Here is a 17,635-nt window from a genome sequence, read left to right on the forward strand (position 1 = left end):
TTTGAGCCATAACACACACATCTCGTATACACGTGGGATGTCTATGGCGATGAAGTGGAAATCTAATACCTTTTTCAGGCTGCGGCAAGCCTGCACTGTTTACAACATTTATTCTTGTTGAAATGTCCACTTTTTAGCCTCAGCCTGGGCGGAATGCCCGATCGGACACTAATAATGTGGTAAACCGCAGATGAAGCGCTATTTTTGCAGCACACAGGCCCGACCACAAAGACTACTTAGGTCACAGATTGGTAACTATCGGAACCGTTCGCCACATCAGTGAGCGGCCCGACCATGGACGCGCCTTACATATATAGATAGAGTGTCATGTGCCCAGCGTATGGGCTTTTTTATCGCCCCACCAGCACATATGAAGGTGGTCACAGACATGGAGGTCCGATGAGTGGCGCTTGTCACAGTCTAGCATACATTGTGTTTTAGCTTATACTTACCTGTCGGGCGGCCTGAATAAGCTCTACAGAGACCTAGATGTGCCCTAGCTTCGCGATAAGCGGACGATGAACGCGAGATGATCTGCGTTCCCCACGGCCATGGTGGAACAGCCCCGAACATGAAACTCGGGAGAGACGAAGATGTGATCAATAGGGGTACGTAGGGGGTGGCTCTGCCATGTGGAACCGAAGGGAACCTGGGCAGGCCAGGTCCCGACCGCATTCCGTCCGCATACTTCGCTGGCGGCGATGAGCCGCTGCCGCTGGGTCAGCGGACCGTGTCGGAGAGTGGCATTGAAATCACCGGCGAGGAGAACGGGGCCGGGATGTGTCTCCCCATAGCGGATGAAGGCCTGCGTCTGCTGCCGCCACCGCTCCATGAGAAAAGGCACTGGTGGCACGGGGTGCACGCCGGCTACGTGGAAGCTCTGCCCCGTAGGCGGGGTGATCGTCGCTGCCTTCGACTCCAGGTCAAAGGACGGGACCTCGGCTGGGGCGACCGAGCCGAGGCGAGGGTGCACAAGCACTTGGGTGGCCGCCGGCCCCCGTGCGGAGTGCTCAGGGGCGGGATCGATAAAGGCCTGCTCAAATTCGCTGCCCTGTACCGCGGCGTCCACGCGGGAGCGCTCTGCTTCCGGCAGGACGACGATATCGGGATCCGCTGCGGCCACGAGTGCCTGAAAGCCGGCGGCAGACAGCGTGTTTTGGCTGTTTAAGGTGACCACCGTCAGCTCCGAGGCCGCATCCGGCGGCGGTGCAGGTAGGCTGCCACGAGCAGGCGCAGGCACGGGAACCACGGCCAACACGGTCGCCAACGCCACCGCTATCACGCCCGCTATCGCCTCGAGAATCCGGAAGGTGGTGCGGCGCCGCACCAGCGCCTGGAGCAGCAGAACGAGGCCGCACACAAGCCCGCCTGCAGCCATAAGATAGGGAAAGGCGATCAGCTGGGCGCCGCCGAGGCGAGTGCTCAACCAGCGGGCGGGTGCCCAGTGGGGAACGAGGATGACGAAGCCACAGGCTCCGAGCATGCTCCACAGGGCGAGCTGTACCAAGACAGCGCCAGCCCTTCTCATCAGCGGCACCCCTTAATTCTTAACCCCATCGATGATGGGTGTGTCCCTAATTTTGGACAGAGCGTTGATAGTCCACGGCATTGTCCTGCTCATTCCAGTAGAGCAGCACCTTATCGCCGCCTTGGCCATCGCGGTAGGTGACGTCGATGCTGTAGCCCTCCGGATCGGCCTTGAGCTCTTCGATCATGTGCGGGCTGCCTTCATCGCGGCCCACGTACTCGCCGGCGTGGAAGAGCAGCAGCACGGACTCGGCGTTCTCTATGGGCTTATCGGCCTCGTCCACGCGGGCATAGGTGAGATCGGTGCAGGCATTCCAGTTGGAATCCCCCTTGAAGGACCAACTGCCTTCTTCCTGGTTGATCTGGGCCACCGCGCGGTGCACCACATCGGCGTTCGGGTCCACGGCGCACTCATCGTTGCTCTCCGCGTTGCCCTCCGTAGCCTCGGTGCTGGTTTCTGCGGAGCTATCCGCAGACGATACGGAGCTCGAGGCCTCGCTGCTCGCCGTGGTCACAGCATCGTCCTCATTAGAGGAGCAGCCGGCGGCGCCAAGCAGCACCACAGAGGCGGCAATCGCTAGGCTCGCACGGACAGGACGCTGACGTGTAGAAATACTCATAACACTCAATTGTTGCATATTTCAGCTGCACGGCCGTGCCCGCCCAGCCCATAGCCGCCTGGATGGGGCGCGGGGAGGTGGCGTCGATAAGCATCCTGCGCAGGCCGTAGCATGGAGCAGGTGAAACGTTTTTTCTATGCGTTGAAAACCCTCCTCAGCTCGAAACTCTGGTCGGGTGCGGCGGTCACCGGCGTCGTGGCGGCGGTGCTTGCCATCGTGCTCACCGAGGTGGATGTGCCCGGCGAGTACCTGCTCGCCCAGTATTTGTGGCCGGGCGACACCGATGGCGCCGCCGATATGCTGAGCTTCGTGGCCTCCTCCACCATGACGGTGCTGACCACCACGATCTCCATGACACTGATCGTGCTGCAAGTCGCCTCGGGCAACTTCTCGCACCAATTGCTGCGCGACTATATCGAATCGCCGGCGGTGCGCGGCATCATCGCGGTGTATGTGGGCAACTTCGTCTACGCCGTGCTGGTGCTGCGCTCCTTGGACAAGGACGCGGAAACCCCGCCCCAGCTGGCTGTCACCGTCGCCGTGATCGGCGTACTCATCGCCTTGGGCACCTTTATCTGGTACGTCTCCCGGGTGGTGGACATGGTGCGGGTAGACACCATCATCAGGCAATCAGCGGAGCGCACTCTCGCCCACGCAGACACCGCCCCGCCCACCGACATCCCGGCCGTGTATTTTGAGCGCCCCGAACCGCCCAGCCATGCGGCGGTGCTGCGCGCGGAGAGCTTCGGCTATGTGCAGCGCGTCGATCATCAATCGGCGGCCGACTGGGCGAAAGAACACGAGGCGACAGTGGTGATCGATGTCCAACCAGGCGATAGGATCATCGCCGGGCAGCCGGTGGCGAGGTGGTGGTGCGCTACCCAGCACGCCACCCACGCACTAGACATGCCGGATCCGATCTTCCTCTCCCTCGAGCGGGTCTCCGGCAGCGATTTCGCGCTGGGCTTGCGCCAACTGCTCGATATCGGAGTGCGGGCACTCTCGCCTGGGGTCAACGATCCCACGACTGCTCGGCATACGATCGGCCAAGCCACCAGCGTGCTGCGCACACTGGTCACACACCCGCCGCAGCCGGTGGTGCAGAGAGACGAGGAGGGGCGCTGTGTTCTCTGGGCCGCGGAACGCACCCAGGCGGAGCTGCTCGCAGACTGGGTCTCAGAAATGCGCCGCTATGGCGCACAGGAACCGGGCGTGTTGGTGGAATTGCTGGACATGCTGCACATTGTGGGCGAAGAATCCCGCGACCCAGCGGTACGGGTAGTTGTGCGCAAAGAAATCGAGGCGATCATCCGAGCCGCCGAGCGGGCCATCGACGAACCCCTCGATAAACAGCGCGTGCTGCGCGCAGCGGGAGTCCAGGACTAAGAAGCGCGAGGACCACTCCCGCACCGCAGCTCCACTCTCCCCGCACCGCGGCCTCACACCCCCGCTGGGCCGCACCCGCAACGAGGCTCGGTGCGGACGCACAACACCCCTGTCACCCTCCCGCGCTGGCGGGGAGTGGCAGGGGTGTGATGTCTCAGACTATTCCGCTACGCACCGCACGCGGGCGGGGCGGAACAAAGCACGGAGACTTTAGGCCTTGGCGGCGTAGTTCTTCACCACGGAGGTGTCCACGGGGATGCCGGGGCCCTGGGTGGCGGAGAGGGTGACCTTCTTCAGGTAGATACCCTTCGAGGAGGCGGGCTTGAGACGCAGCAGCTCGTCGATGAGCGCGCCGTAGTTCTCAGCCAGCTGCTCGGGGGTGAAGGAGGCCTTGCCGATCAGGGCGTGCAGGTTCGCAGCCTTGTCCACGCGGAAGGCGATCTTACCGCCCTTGATCTCCTTGACAGCCTTAGCCACATCGGTGGTGACGGTGCCGGTCTTGGGGTTCGGCATCAGGCCACGGGGGCCGAGGACGCGGGCCACGCGACCAACCTTGGCCATCTGGTCCGGGGTGGCGATAGCGGCATCGAAGTCGGTCCAGCCGCCCTGGATCTTCTCGATCAGATCCTCGGAGCCCACGACGTCGGCGCCGGCTTCCTCAGCTGCGGTGGCGTTCGGGCCAGCAGCGAAGACAACCACGCGCACGGACTTACCGGTGCCGTTCGGCAGGGAGACGGTGCCGCGCACGAGCTGATCAGCCTTGCGGGGGTCAACGCCGAGGCGGACGGCAACGTCCACGGATGCGTCGTACTTGTCAGAGGAGGTGTCCTTGGCCAGCTGGGCGGCCTCGAGCGGAGAGTAGATCCGGCCCTTGTCCACCTTGGACTGGAGCTCCTGGTAACGGCGGGAGTGCTTCTTGCTCATGTTTCACAATCCTTAAAGTTTTCGAAACGTGCGATGGAATGTTGTGGTGTTGATGGGCCGTGAGCGGGCCCTACCACTCGCCTTCCCCTGTGTGGGAAGGCGTGGGGCCACCGCGAGGGTGGCCGGGGAGGTGTTACTTGACCTCGATGCCCATGGAGCGGGCGGTGCCGGCGATGATCTTGGCTGCAGCCTCGATGTCGTTGGCGTTGAGGTCCGGCTTCTTGGTGGTGGCGATCTCCTTGCACTGATCCCAGGTCACAGAGCCGACCTTCTCAGTGTGGGGAACGCCAGAGCCCTTCTTCAGGCCAGCGGCCTTCAGCAGCAGCTTGGCTGCCGGCGGGGTCTTCAGCACGAAGTCGAAGGAGCGGTCCTCGTAGACGGTGATCTCCACCGGCACGATGTTGCCGCGCTGGGCCTCGGTAGCAGCGTTGTAGGCCTTGCAGAACTCCATGATGTTGACACCATGGGCACCCAGGGCCGGGCCGACCGGGGGAGCCGGGTTAGCGGCGCCAGCCTCGATCTGCAGCTTGATAAGGCCAGAGACCTTTTTCTTCTTCTTAGCCATGTTTCTTTACCTCTTCCGTGGTACCGCACCGCCGACAGCGGGTACTGGCTAGTTTCAACCCGCCCGTATGTGGCCGATGCGTCCGGATGCCGAGCTTTACTCAGCCACCGGGGATTATTGACAGTATGTTCTGCGTGCGGGCGCCGCGACCTTCGCCGCCGCGCCTTGGCTGCGCACAGCACACAGGCCTGCGCAGACACGCGAAGGAAAAGTTTACACCTTCGCACAGGTCAGGCCAAAAAGAGGCTCTGGCCCCGCTGCAGCACAGCCGGGCCAAGGCCAGCAGTGGTCTAGTTGACCTTTTCCACCTGGTCGAAGGTGAGCTCCACCGGGGTCTCACGACCGAAGATGGACACCAGCGCCTGCAGCTTGCCGTTTTCGGCATCGATCTCGGAGATGGTGGCGGACACGGTAGCCAGGGCGCCGGTAAGAATGGTGACGGCCTCGCCCACCTGGTAGTCCACTTCCACGGGCGCCTGCTTCTTGCTGGGCTGTGCCACAACCTGCTCGCCATCCTTGGAAGCGGCCGGCTGCTCGCTCTGCTCGCCCTCCACCGGGGTGGTCTCCTGCGGCAGCAGGAACTTGGCCACGTCGCGGTGCTTCACCGGGGTGGCGTGCCCCTCGTTGCCCACGAAGCTGGTCACGCCCGGGGTTTCCCGCACCACGGACCAGGAGCGATCGTCGATGTCCATGCGCACCAGCACATAGCCCGGCAGCAGCTTGCGCTTCACACGCTTGCGCTGACCATCGCGGATTTCCACGACTTCCTCGATGGGCACGACGACCTCGTAGATGAAGTCCTCCACCTCGAGGGTCTGGGCACGCATGTCCAGGTTGGTCTTCACCTTGTTCTCGTAGCCGGAGTAGCACTGAATGATGTACCACTGGCCCGGCTTCTTCTTCAGCTCACGAATGAACTTACGCAGGCGGGCCTTGTACTCGGCGAGAGAATCATCGCTTTCGGCAGCGGCCTGGTCGGCCACGGCAACATCCGCATTGAGCGCGTCCTCCACGCCCTCCTTTTCGGCGGCGGCGCGCTCTTCTGCGCTCTCCTCGCTCTGGTTCTCGAGGCGCTCATCGGCGGCCTGGGCGGCAGTCGCGGCTTGGGCGGCGGTCTCGAAGGAGGTGGCGGCACCCTCAGCGGCGGTGCCCACGTTCTCGGCGGAGGTGTCTTCTGCCTCTGCGGCGGCACCGGTGGTGTTCTCAGTGTTCTCGCTCATAGTGTCCTTGCTCTGTCTTTCGCGGATATCGGATATCGGAATGTGCGGCTTTGTGCTCTCATTGCCGCCTGCGGTGCGTTCGCGCCCGTCCTGCGGGCTCCGCGCAGCCGTGCGGCCGTGCGGCGCGGGCACTGAGGCAATAAAAGTCCCGCCTTGGCGCTAGTGGCTAAGGCGGGTAAAAGCTATGGGAATCATCCTAGTTAAGGGTTGAGAACTAGGTCAACTCCTCGGGAGGCCAAGATGTCGATGCCCCAGACGAGGAGGGTCATCACGATGAGGAAGCCGAAGACGATGAGGGTGTAGTTCACCATTTGCTTAGAAGTCGGCCAAATGACCTTCTTCATCTCCTCCACCACTTCGGGAACGAAGTGCATGGGGCCGCCACCGGGCTTTTCGTCTTCATCCTTGGTGGCTACGGCACGCTTGGAGGAATACGACTCGCTCGAGGTCGTGCTTACGCCGGTGAGCTGTCGCTTGCCCGTGGGCCGCGCGCTCGGTTTGCGATCGTCTGCCACGTTTCTCCTCGATACGACTTTTCCAAAAAGTATTTGCAGGGGCGACAGGACTTGAACCTGCAACCTGCGGTTTTGGAGACCGCTGCTCTGCCAATTGAGCCACGCCCCTTGGCGCGCTGTCACATTCGCCGCTCGCGGCGGCTCCTGCGCAACACTGCCGATAACTGTAATGACTTCCCTGCAGGAAGTAAAGACACCTACCGGCTACACACACGAAATAAGACCCAACCGAAGATATCGGCTAGGCCTTATCATGCGGTGTGCAGTAGCGGTTCCGAGACTCGAACTCGGGACCTCACGATTATGAGTCGTGCGCTCTCACCAACTGAGCTAAACCGCCCCATTCATATACAACCACCCGCTACGGACGGCTATATAAATGAACAGAGCCCCCTGACAGAATCGAACTGTCGACCTTTTCCTTACCATGGAAACGCTCTGCCGACTGAGCTAAGGGGGCTTAGCTTCCCTTATAGGAATCACACTGTGTTGTGCAGTGCGCCTTCCGTTGAAGCCTTAAGAAGATTAACCCGAAGCCATGAAAGAACACAAATCTGCACCTCATCGCCCCTTTCTGGGCGCATTATGGGGCCTAGTACCACCCCTATAAGCGCGCACTCACCCCCGCGCGCCGCCCGCAGGGCTTATCGACGCCACCCCGCCGCCCCACACACCCGCAGCCACACAAAGAAAAACCCGAGGCCTCCCATCGGGGAGAACCTCGGGTGATTACGAGTGCCAGGTAATGGATTCGAACCATTGAAGGCAATGCCGGCGGATTTACAGTCCGCTCCCTTTGGCCGCTCGGGCAACCTGGCGTGCACGCTTGGTGCGGTCACTTACTCTACTATGCGCCCCATATGTTTAAGCAAATCGCCGCCCTGCGCTGGGCGTTTATGCCACATATGCCCCGCCTAGCGGCTGCTATCCCACACGTCCGGCGGTGAGCTGTGCGAGGGTGCGTAGCGCCTCGGTGACCTTATTCTGCGGCAGTTCGGACAGCGCGCTTTCCGCCTCGGCGAGGTAGTGGTCAATGTCCTGCTTGGCGCGGGCCCGACCGCCGGAGCGCTCCAGCAGGGCAATGATCTCGGGAACATCCTCATCGGCCACCGGCCCGGTGACGCGGGCGCGGAGCTCATCGCCGACCTCGCCCTCCTCGCGCAGGGCGTAGAGCACCGGCAGGGTGAATACTCCCTCGCGCAGATCGGTGCCGGGGGTCTTTCCGGACTGACTGGAATCGGAGAAGATATCGATGATGTCATCGACGATCTGGAAGACCATGCCCACGGCCTCGCCATAGCGCTCGACGGCCTTGATGTGCTGCTTGTCCGCACCCGAGTGCAGGGCACCGAGATAGCCGGCGGCGGCGATGAGCACACCGGTCTTTTCGCGGATCACGTTGAGATAGTGCTCCACTGGATCACCGCCGCGCGGGCCCACTGTTTCGCGCATCTGCCCGGTAACGAGCTGCTCAAAGGTGGTGGCGAAGTGCTGCACGGTCTCGACGCCGAGCTGGCCCATCATGCGGGAGGTATAGGCCAGGAGGATATCGCCGGCGAGAATCGCCACCGAGTTATTCCAGCGGTGGTTGGCGGATTCGACACCACGCCGCTTCTCGGCTTCGTCCATCACATCGTCGTGATAGAGCGTGGCCAGGTGGGTCATTTCCACGATCGCGCCGGCGCGCTGCACGTTGAGGCTGCCGGGCTCGGGCCCATATTGCGAGGCGAGCAAAGCGAACATGGGGCGGAAACGCTTACCCCCAGCCTCGAAGAGGTGCGCCACCTTATCGGCGACAAAGTCGGCGCCGCTGGCGACCTCCTTACGCAAAAGCTCTTCGACGTCCTGCATCTTCTCTGTCACCCAGGCACTCAGCTCCGGATCTCCCAAGTCAAGACGGGGAATCGAGCCTTGAGATGCGGTGACCTGCACCCATTGCTCGTTGTCTTGCGAGCCCACGGCTGTACCGTTACTCATACTTGGTTGTCCTCGACCTTCGTTGGCTGCTGGGGGGCTGTTTCTGAGAGTAGGACGTCCACACTTCTCAGGCGCTTTTAATCTACAGATGATAACCGTAGTCTACGTTCGGGGGCTATCTACAGTCGACGCCCACTTCAATGCCACAATAGGTGCGTGGCCCATCCTGATGTTGCAGTAGACGTTCTGATCGTGGGCGCGGGCCCCACCGGCTCCGCGGCCGCCTATCATGCCGCCCATGCGGGGCGCTCCGTGTTGCTTATCGACGCCGCCTCCTTCCCCCGCGATAAAACCTGCGGCGATGGCCTGACCCCGCGCGCCATCAAGGAGCTGCACGCGCTGCAGCTGGCCGAGGAGGTCACCGCCCACTACCGCAATCAGGGCTTGTTCCTGCACGGCTATGGCGGCGATGTGCAGGCCCCGTGGCCGGACAGCGGCTTCGGGCGTATCGGCTCGGCCATGAAGCGCCGCGATTTCGACACCCTGCTTTTCCGGCATGCCCAGCAGCAGGATGGGGTGAGCACATGGGAAAACGCCGAGGCGCAGCGCGCCCATATCTACGGCGGCCGCATTGAGCGCGTCGAGGTGCGCTATCAGGACGAGCTCCGCGTGGTCACTCCGCGCATGGTGCTGGTGGCCGATGGGGTGCGCTCCTCCTTTGGCCGGCAGCTGGGCCGCCAGTGGCACCGCGACCAGGTTTTTGGCATTGCGGCACGCGCCTATTGCACCACGCCCCGCGGCGACGATCCCTGGATGCACTCGCACGTGGAACTCTGCGATGAGCAGGGCACGGTCCAGCCTGGCTATGGCTGGATTTTCCCGCTCGGCGGCGATGAGGTGAATATCGGCTGCGGGGCGCTCTCCACAGCGAGTCGACCGGCCCAGATCAACACCAAAAAGCTGCTGGCTTCCTATGCCGAGCAGCAGCGCCAGCAGTGGCAGCTTGACGCCCCACGGGAGATCGCCTCGGCGCTGCTTCCCATGGGTGGCGCGATCAGCTCCGTGGCGGGCAAGAACTGGATGTTGCTTGGCGACGCCGCCGCGCTGGTCAATCCCCTCAATGGCGAGGGCATTGACTATGGCATGGAATCAGCGCGGCTGGCGGTGGAGTTGCTGCAGCACAGCAGCACTGTCCGCGAGGAGTGGCCGCGGCTGCTGCGCGAGCACTATGGCGAGAGTTTCCGGCTAGCGCGACGGCTCGCGCGCGTGCTCACCTATCCGCAGTTTCTGCCGGTGGCGGGCCCGCTGGCGATGCGCGGGCTCGGCGGCCGGGTGCTCATGCCGGCGGCGGCCCGGTTGATGGGCAATCTCATCACCGAGTCCGACCGCGACCTCGTGGCGCGGGTGTGGCACGGCGCCCAGCATTGCTTGGGCTGGGTGGACGATACCCCGCTGTGGAGCTAGCGGACGCCGCTACTCCGGTTTGATCGCGGAGTGCAGGGCGGTGATGCCGAAGGTGAGGTTCTGCCAGCCGCATTCGCTCCACCCGGAGCGATTGATGGCGGCGGCAAGCTCTTCCTGGTGGGGCCAGGCACGGATAGATTCGGCCAGATACTCATAGGCCTCGGGGTTCGAGGAGACCGCGCGCGCCACTGCGGGCAGCGCCCGCATGAGATATTCCTTGTACACGGTGGCAAAGACCGGCACGGTGGGGGTGGAGAACTCGGCTACGGTGAGCCGGCCGCCCGGTTTGGTCACGCGCGCCATTTCTTCTAGCCCGGCGCGAAAATCCTGGATATTGCGCAGCCCGAAACTGATGGTCACGGCGTCGAAGGTGTTATCGCGGAAGGGCAGGTGCATGCCATCGCCGACGACCTTCGGCACGGCGCGATGGCGTCCCGCCTTGAGCATGCCCTGGGAGAAATCGCAGGCCACCACCCAGGCTCCGGACTTGCTCAGCTCCACGGTGGATACCGCCGTTCCCGCGGCGAGATCCAATACCTTTTCTCCGGGCTGGAGGTTGAGGCGCTCGCGGGTGCGGGTGCGCCAGTGCCGGTCCTGGCCGAAAGAGAGCACGGTATTGGTGATGTCGTAGTTTTTGCCGACGTCATCAAACATGCGCGCGACGTCTTTGGGCTGCTTGTCCAGATTTGCCTTAACCACGCCTGCAGAGCTTACCTGAGCCGCTCTCTGCGCTGGCGGGGCGGCCGCGGCTGCGGCACGGCCGGTCTAGCGGGCGCGGCCGCTATTTGCGTGCGGGGGCGTGCACGGCCTGCTCGTAGTGTTCGAGGAGCTGGTCGACCAGCGCCGCCCAGGTGCGCGGCTCCACGGAGCGGCGGGCGTCTTCTCGCAAGGTGGGCAGGTGCATGAGGCAGCGGTCGGTGGCCAGCTCGAGTTGCTGTTCAAAGCTCTCGACGTCGAGCAGATAGCCGTTATAGCCATCGGTGACGAGATCAATGGGCCCGCCGGCGCGCGGAGCAATGGTGGGCACCCCGCTGGCTTGGGCTTCTTGGATGGTTTGGCAGAAGGTCTCGAACTCCCCAGGGTGCACAAAGACGTCCATGCTGGCGTAGGCACGGGCGAGTTCGGTGCCGGAGAGCGCACCAGTGAAAATCGCCTCGGGAAGCTGCGCGGACAAGCTGGCCCGCTCTGGGCCATCGCCGACGATCACCAGCTGCACATCGGAGCGGTGAGCCAGGGCGCGCAAGCGCTGCACCCCCTTTTCGGCGGCGAGCCGGCCCACAAAACCCACCACATAGCGCGTGTCTGGCCTTTGCTGCAGCCAGTGGGCGCGCAGGGCGTGGTCGCGGCGGCGGGGATGGAAGAGCTCGGCGTCCACGCCGCGGCCCCAGCGGTGAATCCGCTGCACCCCGTGCTCCTCCAGCTCGGCGATGGCGGCCGAGGACGGCGCGAGGGTGCGGGCCGCTTGGTTGTGGATGATGCGCGTCCAGTCCCATGCGGCCACGGCCAGGGGCGTGAGCCGGTAGGTGGTAGCGAAGCCGGCGACATCGGTTTGGTAGACGGCCACGGCGGGAATGCCCAGCTGCCGCGCCGAGAAGGAGGCATAGCCGCCGAGGACGAAGGGAGAGGCCAAGTGGATAACGTCGGGGGCGAAGGAACGCAGCGCGTGGGTGACGGCCGGCACCGGCACGCCGATGGGCAGGGAGTTGATCAGCGGCATGCGCACGGTGGGCACCCGCACGATCTGCGCGCCCGCATAGGAGGGGATCTCCTCTTGGAACTCGCGCGCCCCCGGCGCGATCACGATGGCTTCATGCTCGCCCTCGATATGCTCCAGGATGCGAAGGATGGAATTGGTGACTCCGTTGACATTGGGCAGGAAGGATTCCGCGACTATTCCGATGCGCATGCCGGTTAGTGTGCCTTGCTCGTCTGCCGTACGGGTTGGCTCAGGGTATCGAGTGCCCGAATTTTTGATGAATGCCCAATAAACCACCACAGGCCCGCGCCGATAGCGCTCGCGACGGTGAATACCGACAGCGCCGGGATCACCGCCAGGGTCCAGTTTCGGCCCTCTACCTTCACCAAGTCGGGGTTGGCGGTGGAGTAGTTCACCCACACCCGCTGCCCCACTCCCAGATCCGAGGGATACAGCAGCCCGGATGGCGGGACGTGAAAGATGCCGCGCTCGTCTTGGAACTCCACGGTGGTGCGCAACCAATCCTCGTTGGTGACCCGCGCCAGCGCCCGGCCGGGGTTGGAGGAGATAGCGTGATCGTTCATGATGGCGGCACCCACCATGCCGATGCTCATCAGCACCACGGCCCCATAGAGCACGATGACGAGCTGGCGGAGGCGGCGGGCGATCATTTCTCCCACTCCACCTTGTCCTGCAAGCGCCGCTGCAATTCGCGGCGAGTGGCGCGGGTCGTCATGGCCTCGATCACCTCGATACCATCGGCGCCGCGCTCCGCAGTCTCGGCGAGGGCGTCGATAAGCTCCTGCACGCTCTCCACCCGGCGGTGCTGCACCCCATAGCCCGCGCATAGCGCCTGCAGGTCCGCATCGTGCGGAGTACCGAAGGCGGTGTCGAAGACCTCGCGGTGCGCTTCCGCCCCCTGCTCGAGGGTCTCGAAAATCCCGCCGCCATTATCGTTGGCCACCACGATGGTGAGGTTTTCCGGGCGCGGCGAGTCAGTGGGAATGAGCAGCCCGCCGATATCGTGCAGGAAGGTCACATCCCCCAGCAGCGCCACCGTCCGCGGCGCCCGCACAGAGTCCTTCTCGCGGTGCTGCCGCGCCAGGGCCACGCCCACGGCCTGGGCGGTCGAGCCATCGATCCCGGCGGCGCCGCGGGGCGAGTAGGTATCCACCCCATCAAAGGGCAGCCCCACCATGCTGGCATCGCGCACGGGATTGGAGGCACCGAGGAAACAGCCATCGCCCACCGCGAGGGTATCGGCCACAGCGGCGGCGGCGTGCAGCCCGCTAAATCCGAGATCCTCCTCGGCGAGGGTAGCGCGCACGGCCTCGGCGGCGCGGCTCGAGGCGGCGTCGACAAGCTCCAGCCAGCCCTGGCTGATCTCGCCGCTGACGCGCACGCTGCTCGCCACCTCGGTGGCACCACCCCACGGATCGGTATAGCTCTCGCCGCGGGTGAGCACCGTGGTGCGCACCCCCAGCCGCATCAGCGCCAGCACATCCCGGTGCAGCGTCGGATGGCCGACAATAATGACATGCTCGGGGCGGGCGATCTCGACCCCGCTGAGCAGCACATTCGCCGCCAAAGGATGCACCGGATGAAAAGGGGCGGGAGCGCTGGGCTCGGCGATCGTGGGCGCATCCTCCAGCCCCTCCACCGCCCACGCGCCATCACCGGCGATCACCAGCACCTGCGCGCTCAGATCCACGTCCACCACACCCCAATCGCGCGGCTTCGGGCTTATCGACGCCGCCCTCGTCCCCGCAACCACCGGCTCCGAGCTGGCCTCCGGCACCAGCGGCGTATCGAAGGCGATGTTGATATGGGCCTGCCGGCGCTCCGCGAGCGCGCGCCGCAGCATGGCCTGGGCGGTGGCCGGGCGGGTGGATTCGCTAATAGATACCGTGGGCGTGACGGTGGAAAACAGCCCGTGCTGCACGATGGTTTGGCTGGCGCCGGTACCGACGAGCCGGGAGGGGCGATCGGCGGAGATAATAGCCAGGGGAATATCGGCGTGATGCGCCTCGATCATCGCCGGCAGACAATTAGCCACCGCCGTGCCCGAGGTCATCACCACCGGCACCACCCGGCCAGTCACCCGCGCCATCCCGAGCGCGGCGAACGCCGCATCCCGCTCATCGAGGCGCACATGCAGCCGCAGCCCCGGCGCCGCCGCGAGCGCAAGGGATAAAGGAGCATTCCGAGAACCCGGACACACCACCACATCAGTGCAGCTCAGAGCAAGTTCTTCAACGATGGCGCGCGCGGTATCCCAAGATGTCATAGCCCTAATTCTAACCAGCACGCCGCAATGCGCTTCAGCCACCAATCCCGACGCTCTGGCGGGGCGGCCAGCTCCTCCAATCGCGCGGGATCCGGGCTGAGCGGCGCGGTGGAGATCATCCCGCCCACGATCTCTCGCGGCGCGGCAACATCCTCGATAAACAGCTGGCTGGTGGCCAGCCCCGCCGCGTGCTCGGGCGCCACCGTAGCGGCGGCCACCACCCCAGAATTCATCCCCACCGCGGTATCGAGGGCGGAGGCGATTCTGATCCCCATGCCGTGCTGGGCCATGAACGCGGCCACCCGCTCCACCTGGGCCACCCCGCCCATCGGCGCCACCTTAATCACCGCATAATCTGCCGCCCCACGGCGGGCAATCTCATACGGGTCCTCCGCCTTACGGATGGACTCATCGGCGGCGATGGGCACATCCACCCAGCGGCGCAGCTCCTCCATCTCCCCCACGGTGGCCACCGGCTGCTCCATATATTCCAGCGGCCCGAGATGCCGTGCCGCGGCGATAGCCTCATTCACCGACCAGCCGCGGTTGGCATCGACCCGCAGCGTGGCATCGGGGCGCAGCTGCCGAATGGTGGCGATGCGCTCGATATCCTCCGCCAGACTCTGGCTCGGCTCGGCCACCTTCACCTTGAGCACCGCGCACTCCCGGAAACGCTCCAGCACCTCCGGCAGCTGCTCGGGACCCACGGCGGGGATGGTGCCATTGACGGGGATGTGGCTGCAGGGTGGCGTCGATAAGCCTGTAAAGGCGGCCTCCACCCCGGAGAGTAGCCAGCGAGCGGCCTCCGGCGGCGCGTATTCCGTGAAAGCGGAGAACTCGCCCCAGCCCTGCGGCCCCGCAAATAGCGCGGCTTCGCGCACGGTCACACCCCGGAATTTTACGCGCATCGGCAGCGCGACCACGTGGGTGCGCTCCAGAACCTCATCGAGCGAACACATAGCTTCTAGGATAATGAGGTATGAGCGAGCAACCATTCAACCCTGAACTGTGGCGAGCCGTCGACGGCTTCGACGATCTCACCGATATCACCTACCACCGACATGTGGGCACCGACCGATCCCACGGCATCGTGCGCATCGCCTTCGACCGCCCCGAGGTGCGCAACGCTTTTCGCCCCCACACCGTCGATGAGCTCTACCGCGCCCTCGACCATGCCCGCCGCACCCCCGATGTGGGCTGCGTGCTGCTCTGCGGCAACGGCCCCAGCGACAAAGACGGCGGCTGGGCCTTCTGCTCCGGCGGCGACCAGCGCATCCGCGGCCGCTCCGGCTATCGCTACGCCTCCGGCGACACCGAGGACACCGTCGATGAGATGCGCACCAAAGCCGAGGGCGGACGGCTGCACATTCTCGAGGTGCAGCGACTCATCCGCACCATGCCCAAGGTGGTGATCGCCGTGGTGGGCGGCTGGGCTGCCGGCGGCGGACACTCCCTGCATGTGGTGTGCGATATGACGATCGCCTCCAAACAGCACGCCCGCTTCAAGCAGACCGACGCCGACGTCGGTTCCTTTGACGCCGGCTATGGCTCGGCCTATCTGGCGAAGATGGTGGGCCAAAAACGCGCCCGCGAGATCTTCTTCCTCGGCCGCACCTACACCGCCGAGGACATGTTCCAGATGGGCGCGGTGAACCTCGTGGCCGAGCACGCCGAGATGGAAAACGAGGCCATCCAGATGGCCGTGGAGATCAACGGGAAATCCCCCACCGCACAGCGCATGCTGAAATTCGCCTTCAACCTCACCGATGATGGCCTCATGGGCCAGCAGGTCTTCGCCGGCGAAGCCACCCGCCTGGCGTATATGACCGACGAGGCCGTGGAGGGCAAGAATTCCTTCCTCGAAAAACGCGACCCCGACTGGTCCTCTTTCCCCTACTACTACTAAAGGCGCCAGCCGGCGGGGCCCTGCGGCGCGTGCGGGGTTTCGCGGCGCGTGCGGGCCCCGCAGTGTTTCTGAGCTCGGCACCCGCTGTGCTAAACGCACAGCGCTAGAACGCACGAAACCCGCCAACGCGGAGGTTGGCGGGCTGTGCTTCAGGGGGGTTAAAGGTTAATCATGTGCCCCATCGTTCCCTCACAGGCTTCCTTCATGGCCTCGGAGAGGGTCGGGTGGGTGTGCACGTTGCGGCCGATCTCTTCAGCGGTGAGATCGAAGCGCTGCGCCAGGGTGAGCTGCGGCAGCAGCTCGGAGACGTTCGCGCCCACCATGTGTGCGCCCAGCAGCTCGCCGTATTCGCCATCGGCAATCACCTTGACGAAGCCCGCGGGCTCGCCCAGACCTTGGGCCTTGCCGTTGGCGGACAGCGGGAAGGTAGCCACCTTAATGTCGCGATCGGAGAACTTCTCCTTCGCGGCATCCTCGGTGTAGCCGAAGGAGGCAACCTGGGGATTACAGAAGGTAGCGCGCGGCATCATCATGTAATCGCCCAGCTCTTGGGTCTCGGCGTCGGCGATGGTCTCGGCGGCCACCACACCTTGGGCCTCAGCGACGTGAGCCAGCTGCAGCTTCGCGGTGACATCGCCAATGGCGTAGATGTGATCCACATTGGTGCGCATGCGCTCGTCGATGGCGATAGCACCACGGTCGGTGAGCTCCACACCGGTGTTCTCCAGGCCGAAGCCCTCGACGCGGGGAGCGAAGCCGATGGACACCATCACCCGATCGACGATGAGGGTGTCGTTCTTCTTGCCGTCCTTGGACTCGACATCCACCTCGACGCTATCACCGTTGTCGCGCACCTCGGTGGTCTTGTAGCCGGTGAGGATCTTCACGCCAAGCTTCTTGTACTGCTTGGCCATCTCCTTGGATACGTCCTTATCCTCATTGGGCAGGACGCTGTCCATGAACTCGACGATGGTGACATCCACGCCGTAGTTCGCGAGCACATAAGCAAACTCCATACCGATAGCGCCCGCACCCACGATCACCATGGAATCAGGGAGCTCGCTGTCGAGGATCTGTTCCTTGTAGGAGCAGATATTTCCACCCAGCTCCACACCAGGCAGGGAACGCACCACAGAACCGGTGGCGATAATGCAGTCGTCGAAGGTGAGGGTCGTACCCTCATCCTCGCCCTCGGTGATCTCAATGGTGTGGGCATCAGTGAAGGAACCAAGACCATTAATTTCGGTGATCTTGTTCTTCTTCATCAGGTAATGCACACCCTTGACGATGCCCGCGGATACCTTGCGGGAGCGCTTGTGCGCAGCCTCAAAGCTGAAGCTGACATCGCCTTCGATACCGAAGGTCTTCGCCTCGTGGTTAAAGGTGTGGGCCAGCTCTGCGTTCTTCAGCAGGGCCTTGGAGGGAATACAGCCAACATTGAGGCAGACACCGCCCCAATACTGCTTCTCAACGACCGCAACCTTCTTGCCAAGCTGGGCTGCTCGAATGGCGGCGACATAGCCTCCGGGGCCAGCGCCAAGTACTACAACATCATAATGATCAGACACGTTAATAAGGATACGTGGTTTAGTCCGCCACCGTCGACGT

General features: G+C 63.9%; 16 protein-coding genes and 4 tRNA genes. 3 read left to right on the forward strand and 17 right to left on the reverse strand.

Features of this window, described 5'->3' with window-relative positions; translation table 11 throughout:
- Positions 1-496: 496 nt before the first annotated feature.
- Together KR227_RS06885 and KR227_RS06890 are read right to left on the reverse strand one after the other, a co-directional pair.
- A complete protein-coding gene (locus KR227_RS06885; RefSeq protein WP_218364586.1) occupies positions 497-1,528 on the reverse strand; it encodes an endonuclease/exonuclease/phosphatase family protein in 1,032 nt (343 codons plus the stop codon).
- 46 nt (positions 1,529-1,574) lie between these two features.
- Entirely contained in the window at positions 1,575-2,147 is a 573-nt protein-coding gene (locus KR227_RS06890; protein WP_218364587.1) for a hypothetical protein, read from the reverse strand.
- Between the two features lie 120 nt (positions 2,148-2,267).
- Between KR227_RS06890 and KR227_RS06895 the strand changes: the two genes are divergently transcribed.
- The gene (locus tag KR227_RS06895) at positions 2,268-3,533 is read left to right on the forward strand and encodes a DUF2254 domain-containing protein (RefSeq protein WP_218364588.1); all 1,266 of its coding nucleotides are present in this window, start codon (positions 2,268-2,270) and stop codon (positions 3,531-3,533) included.
- A 210-nt stretch (positions 3,534-3,743) separates the two neighbouring features.
- Here KR227_RS06895 and rplA read toward each other — a convergent pair whose 3' ends face one another.
- From rplA to KR227_RS06940, 9 genes are all read right to left on the reverse strand, one after another.
- Positions 3,744-4,457 carry a 50S ribosomal protein L1 gene (gene rplA, locus KR227_RS06900; RefSeq protein WP_151529001.1) on the reverse strand — a complete coding sequence of 238 codons (714 nt, stop codon included), beginning with the start codon at positions 4,455-4,457 and terminating at the stop codon, positions 3,744-3,746.
- A 133-nt stretch (positions 4,458-4,590) separates the two neighbouring features.
- Positions 4,591-5,022, reverse strand: a complete 432-nt coding sequence (gene rplK, locus KR227_RS06905) for a 50S ribosomal protein L11 (protein WP_151529002.1) — start codon at positions 5,020-5,022, stop codon at positions 4,591-4,593.
- A 290-nt stretch (positions 5,023-5,312) separates the two neighbouring features.
- Positions 5,313-6,242, reverse strand: a complete 930-nt coding sequence (gene nusG / locus KR227_RS06910) for a transcription termination/antitermination protein NusG (RefSeq protein WP_218364591.1) — start codon at positions 6,240-6,242, stop codon at positions 5,313-5,315.
- A 200-nt stretch (positions 6,243-6,442) separates the two neighbouring features.
- Positions 6,443-6,757, reverse strand: coding sequence for a preprotein translocase subunit SecE (secE, locus tag KR227_RS06915; protein ID WP_151529004.1), 315 nt, complete (start codon positions 6,755-6,757; stop codon positions 6,443-6,445).
- A gap of 36 nt (positions 6,758-6,793) precedes the next feature.
- A tRNA-Trp gene (locus KR227_RS06920) sits at positions 6,794-6,866 on the reverse strand.
- A 157-nt stretch (positions 6,867-7,023) separates the two neighbouring features.
- Positions 7,024-7,097, reverse strand: a tRNA-Met gene (locus KR227_RS06925).
- Between the two features lie 47 nt (positions 7,098-7,144).
- Positions 7,145-7,217, reverse strand: a tRNA-Thr gene (locus KR227_RS06930).
- A gap of 276 nt (positions 7,218-7,493) precedes the next feature.
- A tRNA-Tyr gene (locus KR227_RS06935) sits at positions 7,494-7,575 on the reverse strand.
- 106 nt (positions 7,576-7,681) lie between these two features.
- Positions 7,682-8,734 (reverse strand): polyprenyl synthetase family protein, encoded by a 1,053-nt coding sequence (locus tag KR227_RS06940; RefSeq protein WP_218364593.1) that lies wholly within the window; start codon positions 8,732-8,734, stop codon positions 7,682-7,684.
- A 156-nt stretch (positions 8,735-8,890) separates the two neighbouring features.
- Between KR227_RS06940 and KR227_RS06945 the strand changes: the two genes are divergently transcribed.
- On the forward strand, positions 8,891-10,138 hold the full coding sequence (locus tag KR227_RS06945; RefSeq protein WP_218364595.1) for a geranylgeranyl reductase family protein: 1,248 nt from the start codon (positions 8,891-8,893) through the stop codon (positions 10,136-10,138).
- A 9-nt stretch (positions 10,139-10,147) separates the two neighbouring features.
- Here KR227_RS06945 and KR227_RS06950 read toward each other — a convergent pair whose 3' ends face one another.
- The 5 genes from KR227_RS06950 to KR227_RS06970 all read right to left on the reverse strand — a co-directional run bounded on the left by KR227_RS06950 (position 10,148) and on the right by KR227_RS06970 (position 15,080).
- Positions 10,148-10,837 (reverse strand): demethylmenaquinone methyltransferase, encoded by a 690-nt coding sequence (locus tag KR227_RS06950; protein ID WP_218364597.1) that lies wholly within the window; start codon positions 10,835-10,837, stop codon positions 10,148-10,150.
- A gap of 82 nt (positions 10,838-10,919) precedes the next feature.
- Positions 10,920-12,044: a glycosyltransferase family 1 protein gene (locus tag KR227_RS06955; RefSeq protein ID WP_151529008.1), complete on the reverse strand. Its 1,125-nt coding sequence runs from the start codon at positions 12,042-12,044 to the stop codon at positions 10,920-10,922.
- Between the two features lie 5 nt (positions 12,045-12,049).
- Positions 12,050-12,505, reverse strand: coding sequence for a DUF3592 domain-containing protein (locus tag KR227_RS06960; protein WP_218364599.1), 456 nt, complete (start codon positions 12,503-12,505; stop codon positions 12,050-12,052).
- Entirely contained in the window at positions 12,502-14,130 is a 1,629-nt protein-coding gene (gene menD / locus KR227_RS06965; protein ID WP_218364880.1) for a 2-succinyl-5-enolpyruvyl-6-hydroxy-3-cyclohexene-1-carboxylic-acid synthase, read from the reverse strand. The genes KR227_RS06960 and menD overlap by 4 nt, the downstream gene beginning before the upstream one ends.
- Positions 14,118-15,080: an o-succinylbenzoate synthase gene (locus KR227_RS06970; protein ID WP_218364601.1), complete on the reverse strand. Its 963-nt coding sequence runs from the start codon at positions 15,078-15,080 to the stop codon at positions 14,118-14,120. The genes menD and KR227_RS06970 overlap by 13 nt, the downstream gene beginning before the upstream one ends.
- A 20-nt stretch (positions 15,081-15,100) precedes the next feature.
- Between KR227_RS06970 and KR227_RS06975 the strand changes: the two genes are divergently transcribed.
- Entirely contained in the window at positions 15,101-16,027 is a 927-nt protein-coding gene (locus KR227_RS06975) for a 1,4-dihydroxy-2-naphthoyl-CoA synthase (RefSeq protein ID WP_218364603.1), read from the forward strand.
- Between the two features lie 158 nt (positions 16,028-16,185).
- Here KR227_RS06975 and lpdA read toward each other — a convergent pair whose 3' ends face one another.
- Positions 16,186-17,595: a dihydrolipoyl dehydrogenase gene (gene lpdA / locus KR227_RS06980; RefSeq protein WP_192795904.1), complete on the reverse strand. Its 1,410-nt coding sequence runs from the start codon at positions 17,593-17,595 to the stop codon at positions 16,186-16,188.
- Positions 17,596-17,635: the final 40 nt, after the last annotated feature.

It is taken from the genome of Corynebacterium sp. TAE3-ERU30, assembly GCF_019209925.1.
In the GTDB taxonomy this organism is placed as follows: Bacteria; Actinomycetota; Actinomycetes; order Mycobacteriales; family Mycobacteriaceae; genus Corynebacterium; species Corynebacterium megadyptis.

Coding starts and splice junctions, on each gene's coding strand:
- KR227_RS06955 (WP_151529008.1), bottom strand. CDS start 12,044: ATGCGCATCGGAATAGTCGCGGAATCCTTCCTGCCCAATGTCAACGGA.
- KR227_RS06975 (WP_218364603.1), top strand. CDS start 15,101: ATGAGCGAGCAACCATTCAACCCTGAACTGTGGCGAGCCGTCGACGGC.
- KR227_RS06960 (WP_218364599.1), bottom strand. CDS start 12,505: ATGATCGCCCGCCGCCTCCGCCAGCTCGTCATCGTGCTCTATGGGGCC.
- KR227_RS06970 (WP_218364601.1), bottom strand. CDS start 15,080: ATGTGTTCGCTCGATGAGGTTCTGGAGCGCACCCACGTGGTCGCGCTG.
- KR227_RS06890 (WP_218364587.1), bottom strand. CDS start 2,147: ATGAGTATTTCTACACGTCAGCGTCCTGTCCGTGCGAGCCTAGCGATT.
- rplA (WP_151529001.1), bottom strand. CDS start 4,457: ATGAGCAAGAAGCACTCCCGCCGTTACCAGGAGCTCCAGTCCAAGGTG.
- nusG (WP_218364591.1), bottom strand. CDS start 6,242: ATGAGCGAGAACACTGAGAACACCACCGGTGCCGCCGCAGAGGCAGAA.
- rplK (WP_151529002.1), bottom strand. CDS start 5,022: ATGGCTAAGAAGAAGAAAAAGGTCTCTGGCCTTATCAAGCTGCAGATC.
- KR227_RS06940 (WP_218364593.1), bottom strand. CDS start 8,734: ATGAGTAACGGTACAGCCGTGGGCTCGCAAGACAACGAGCAATGGGTG.
- KR227_RS06885 (WP_218364586.1), bottom strand. CDS start 1,528: ATGAGAAGGGCTGGCGCTGTCTTGGTACAGCTCGCCCTGTGGAGCATG.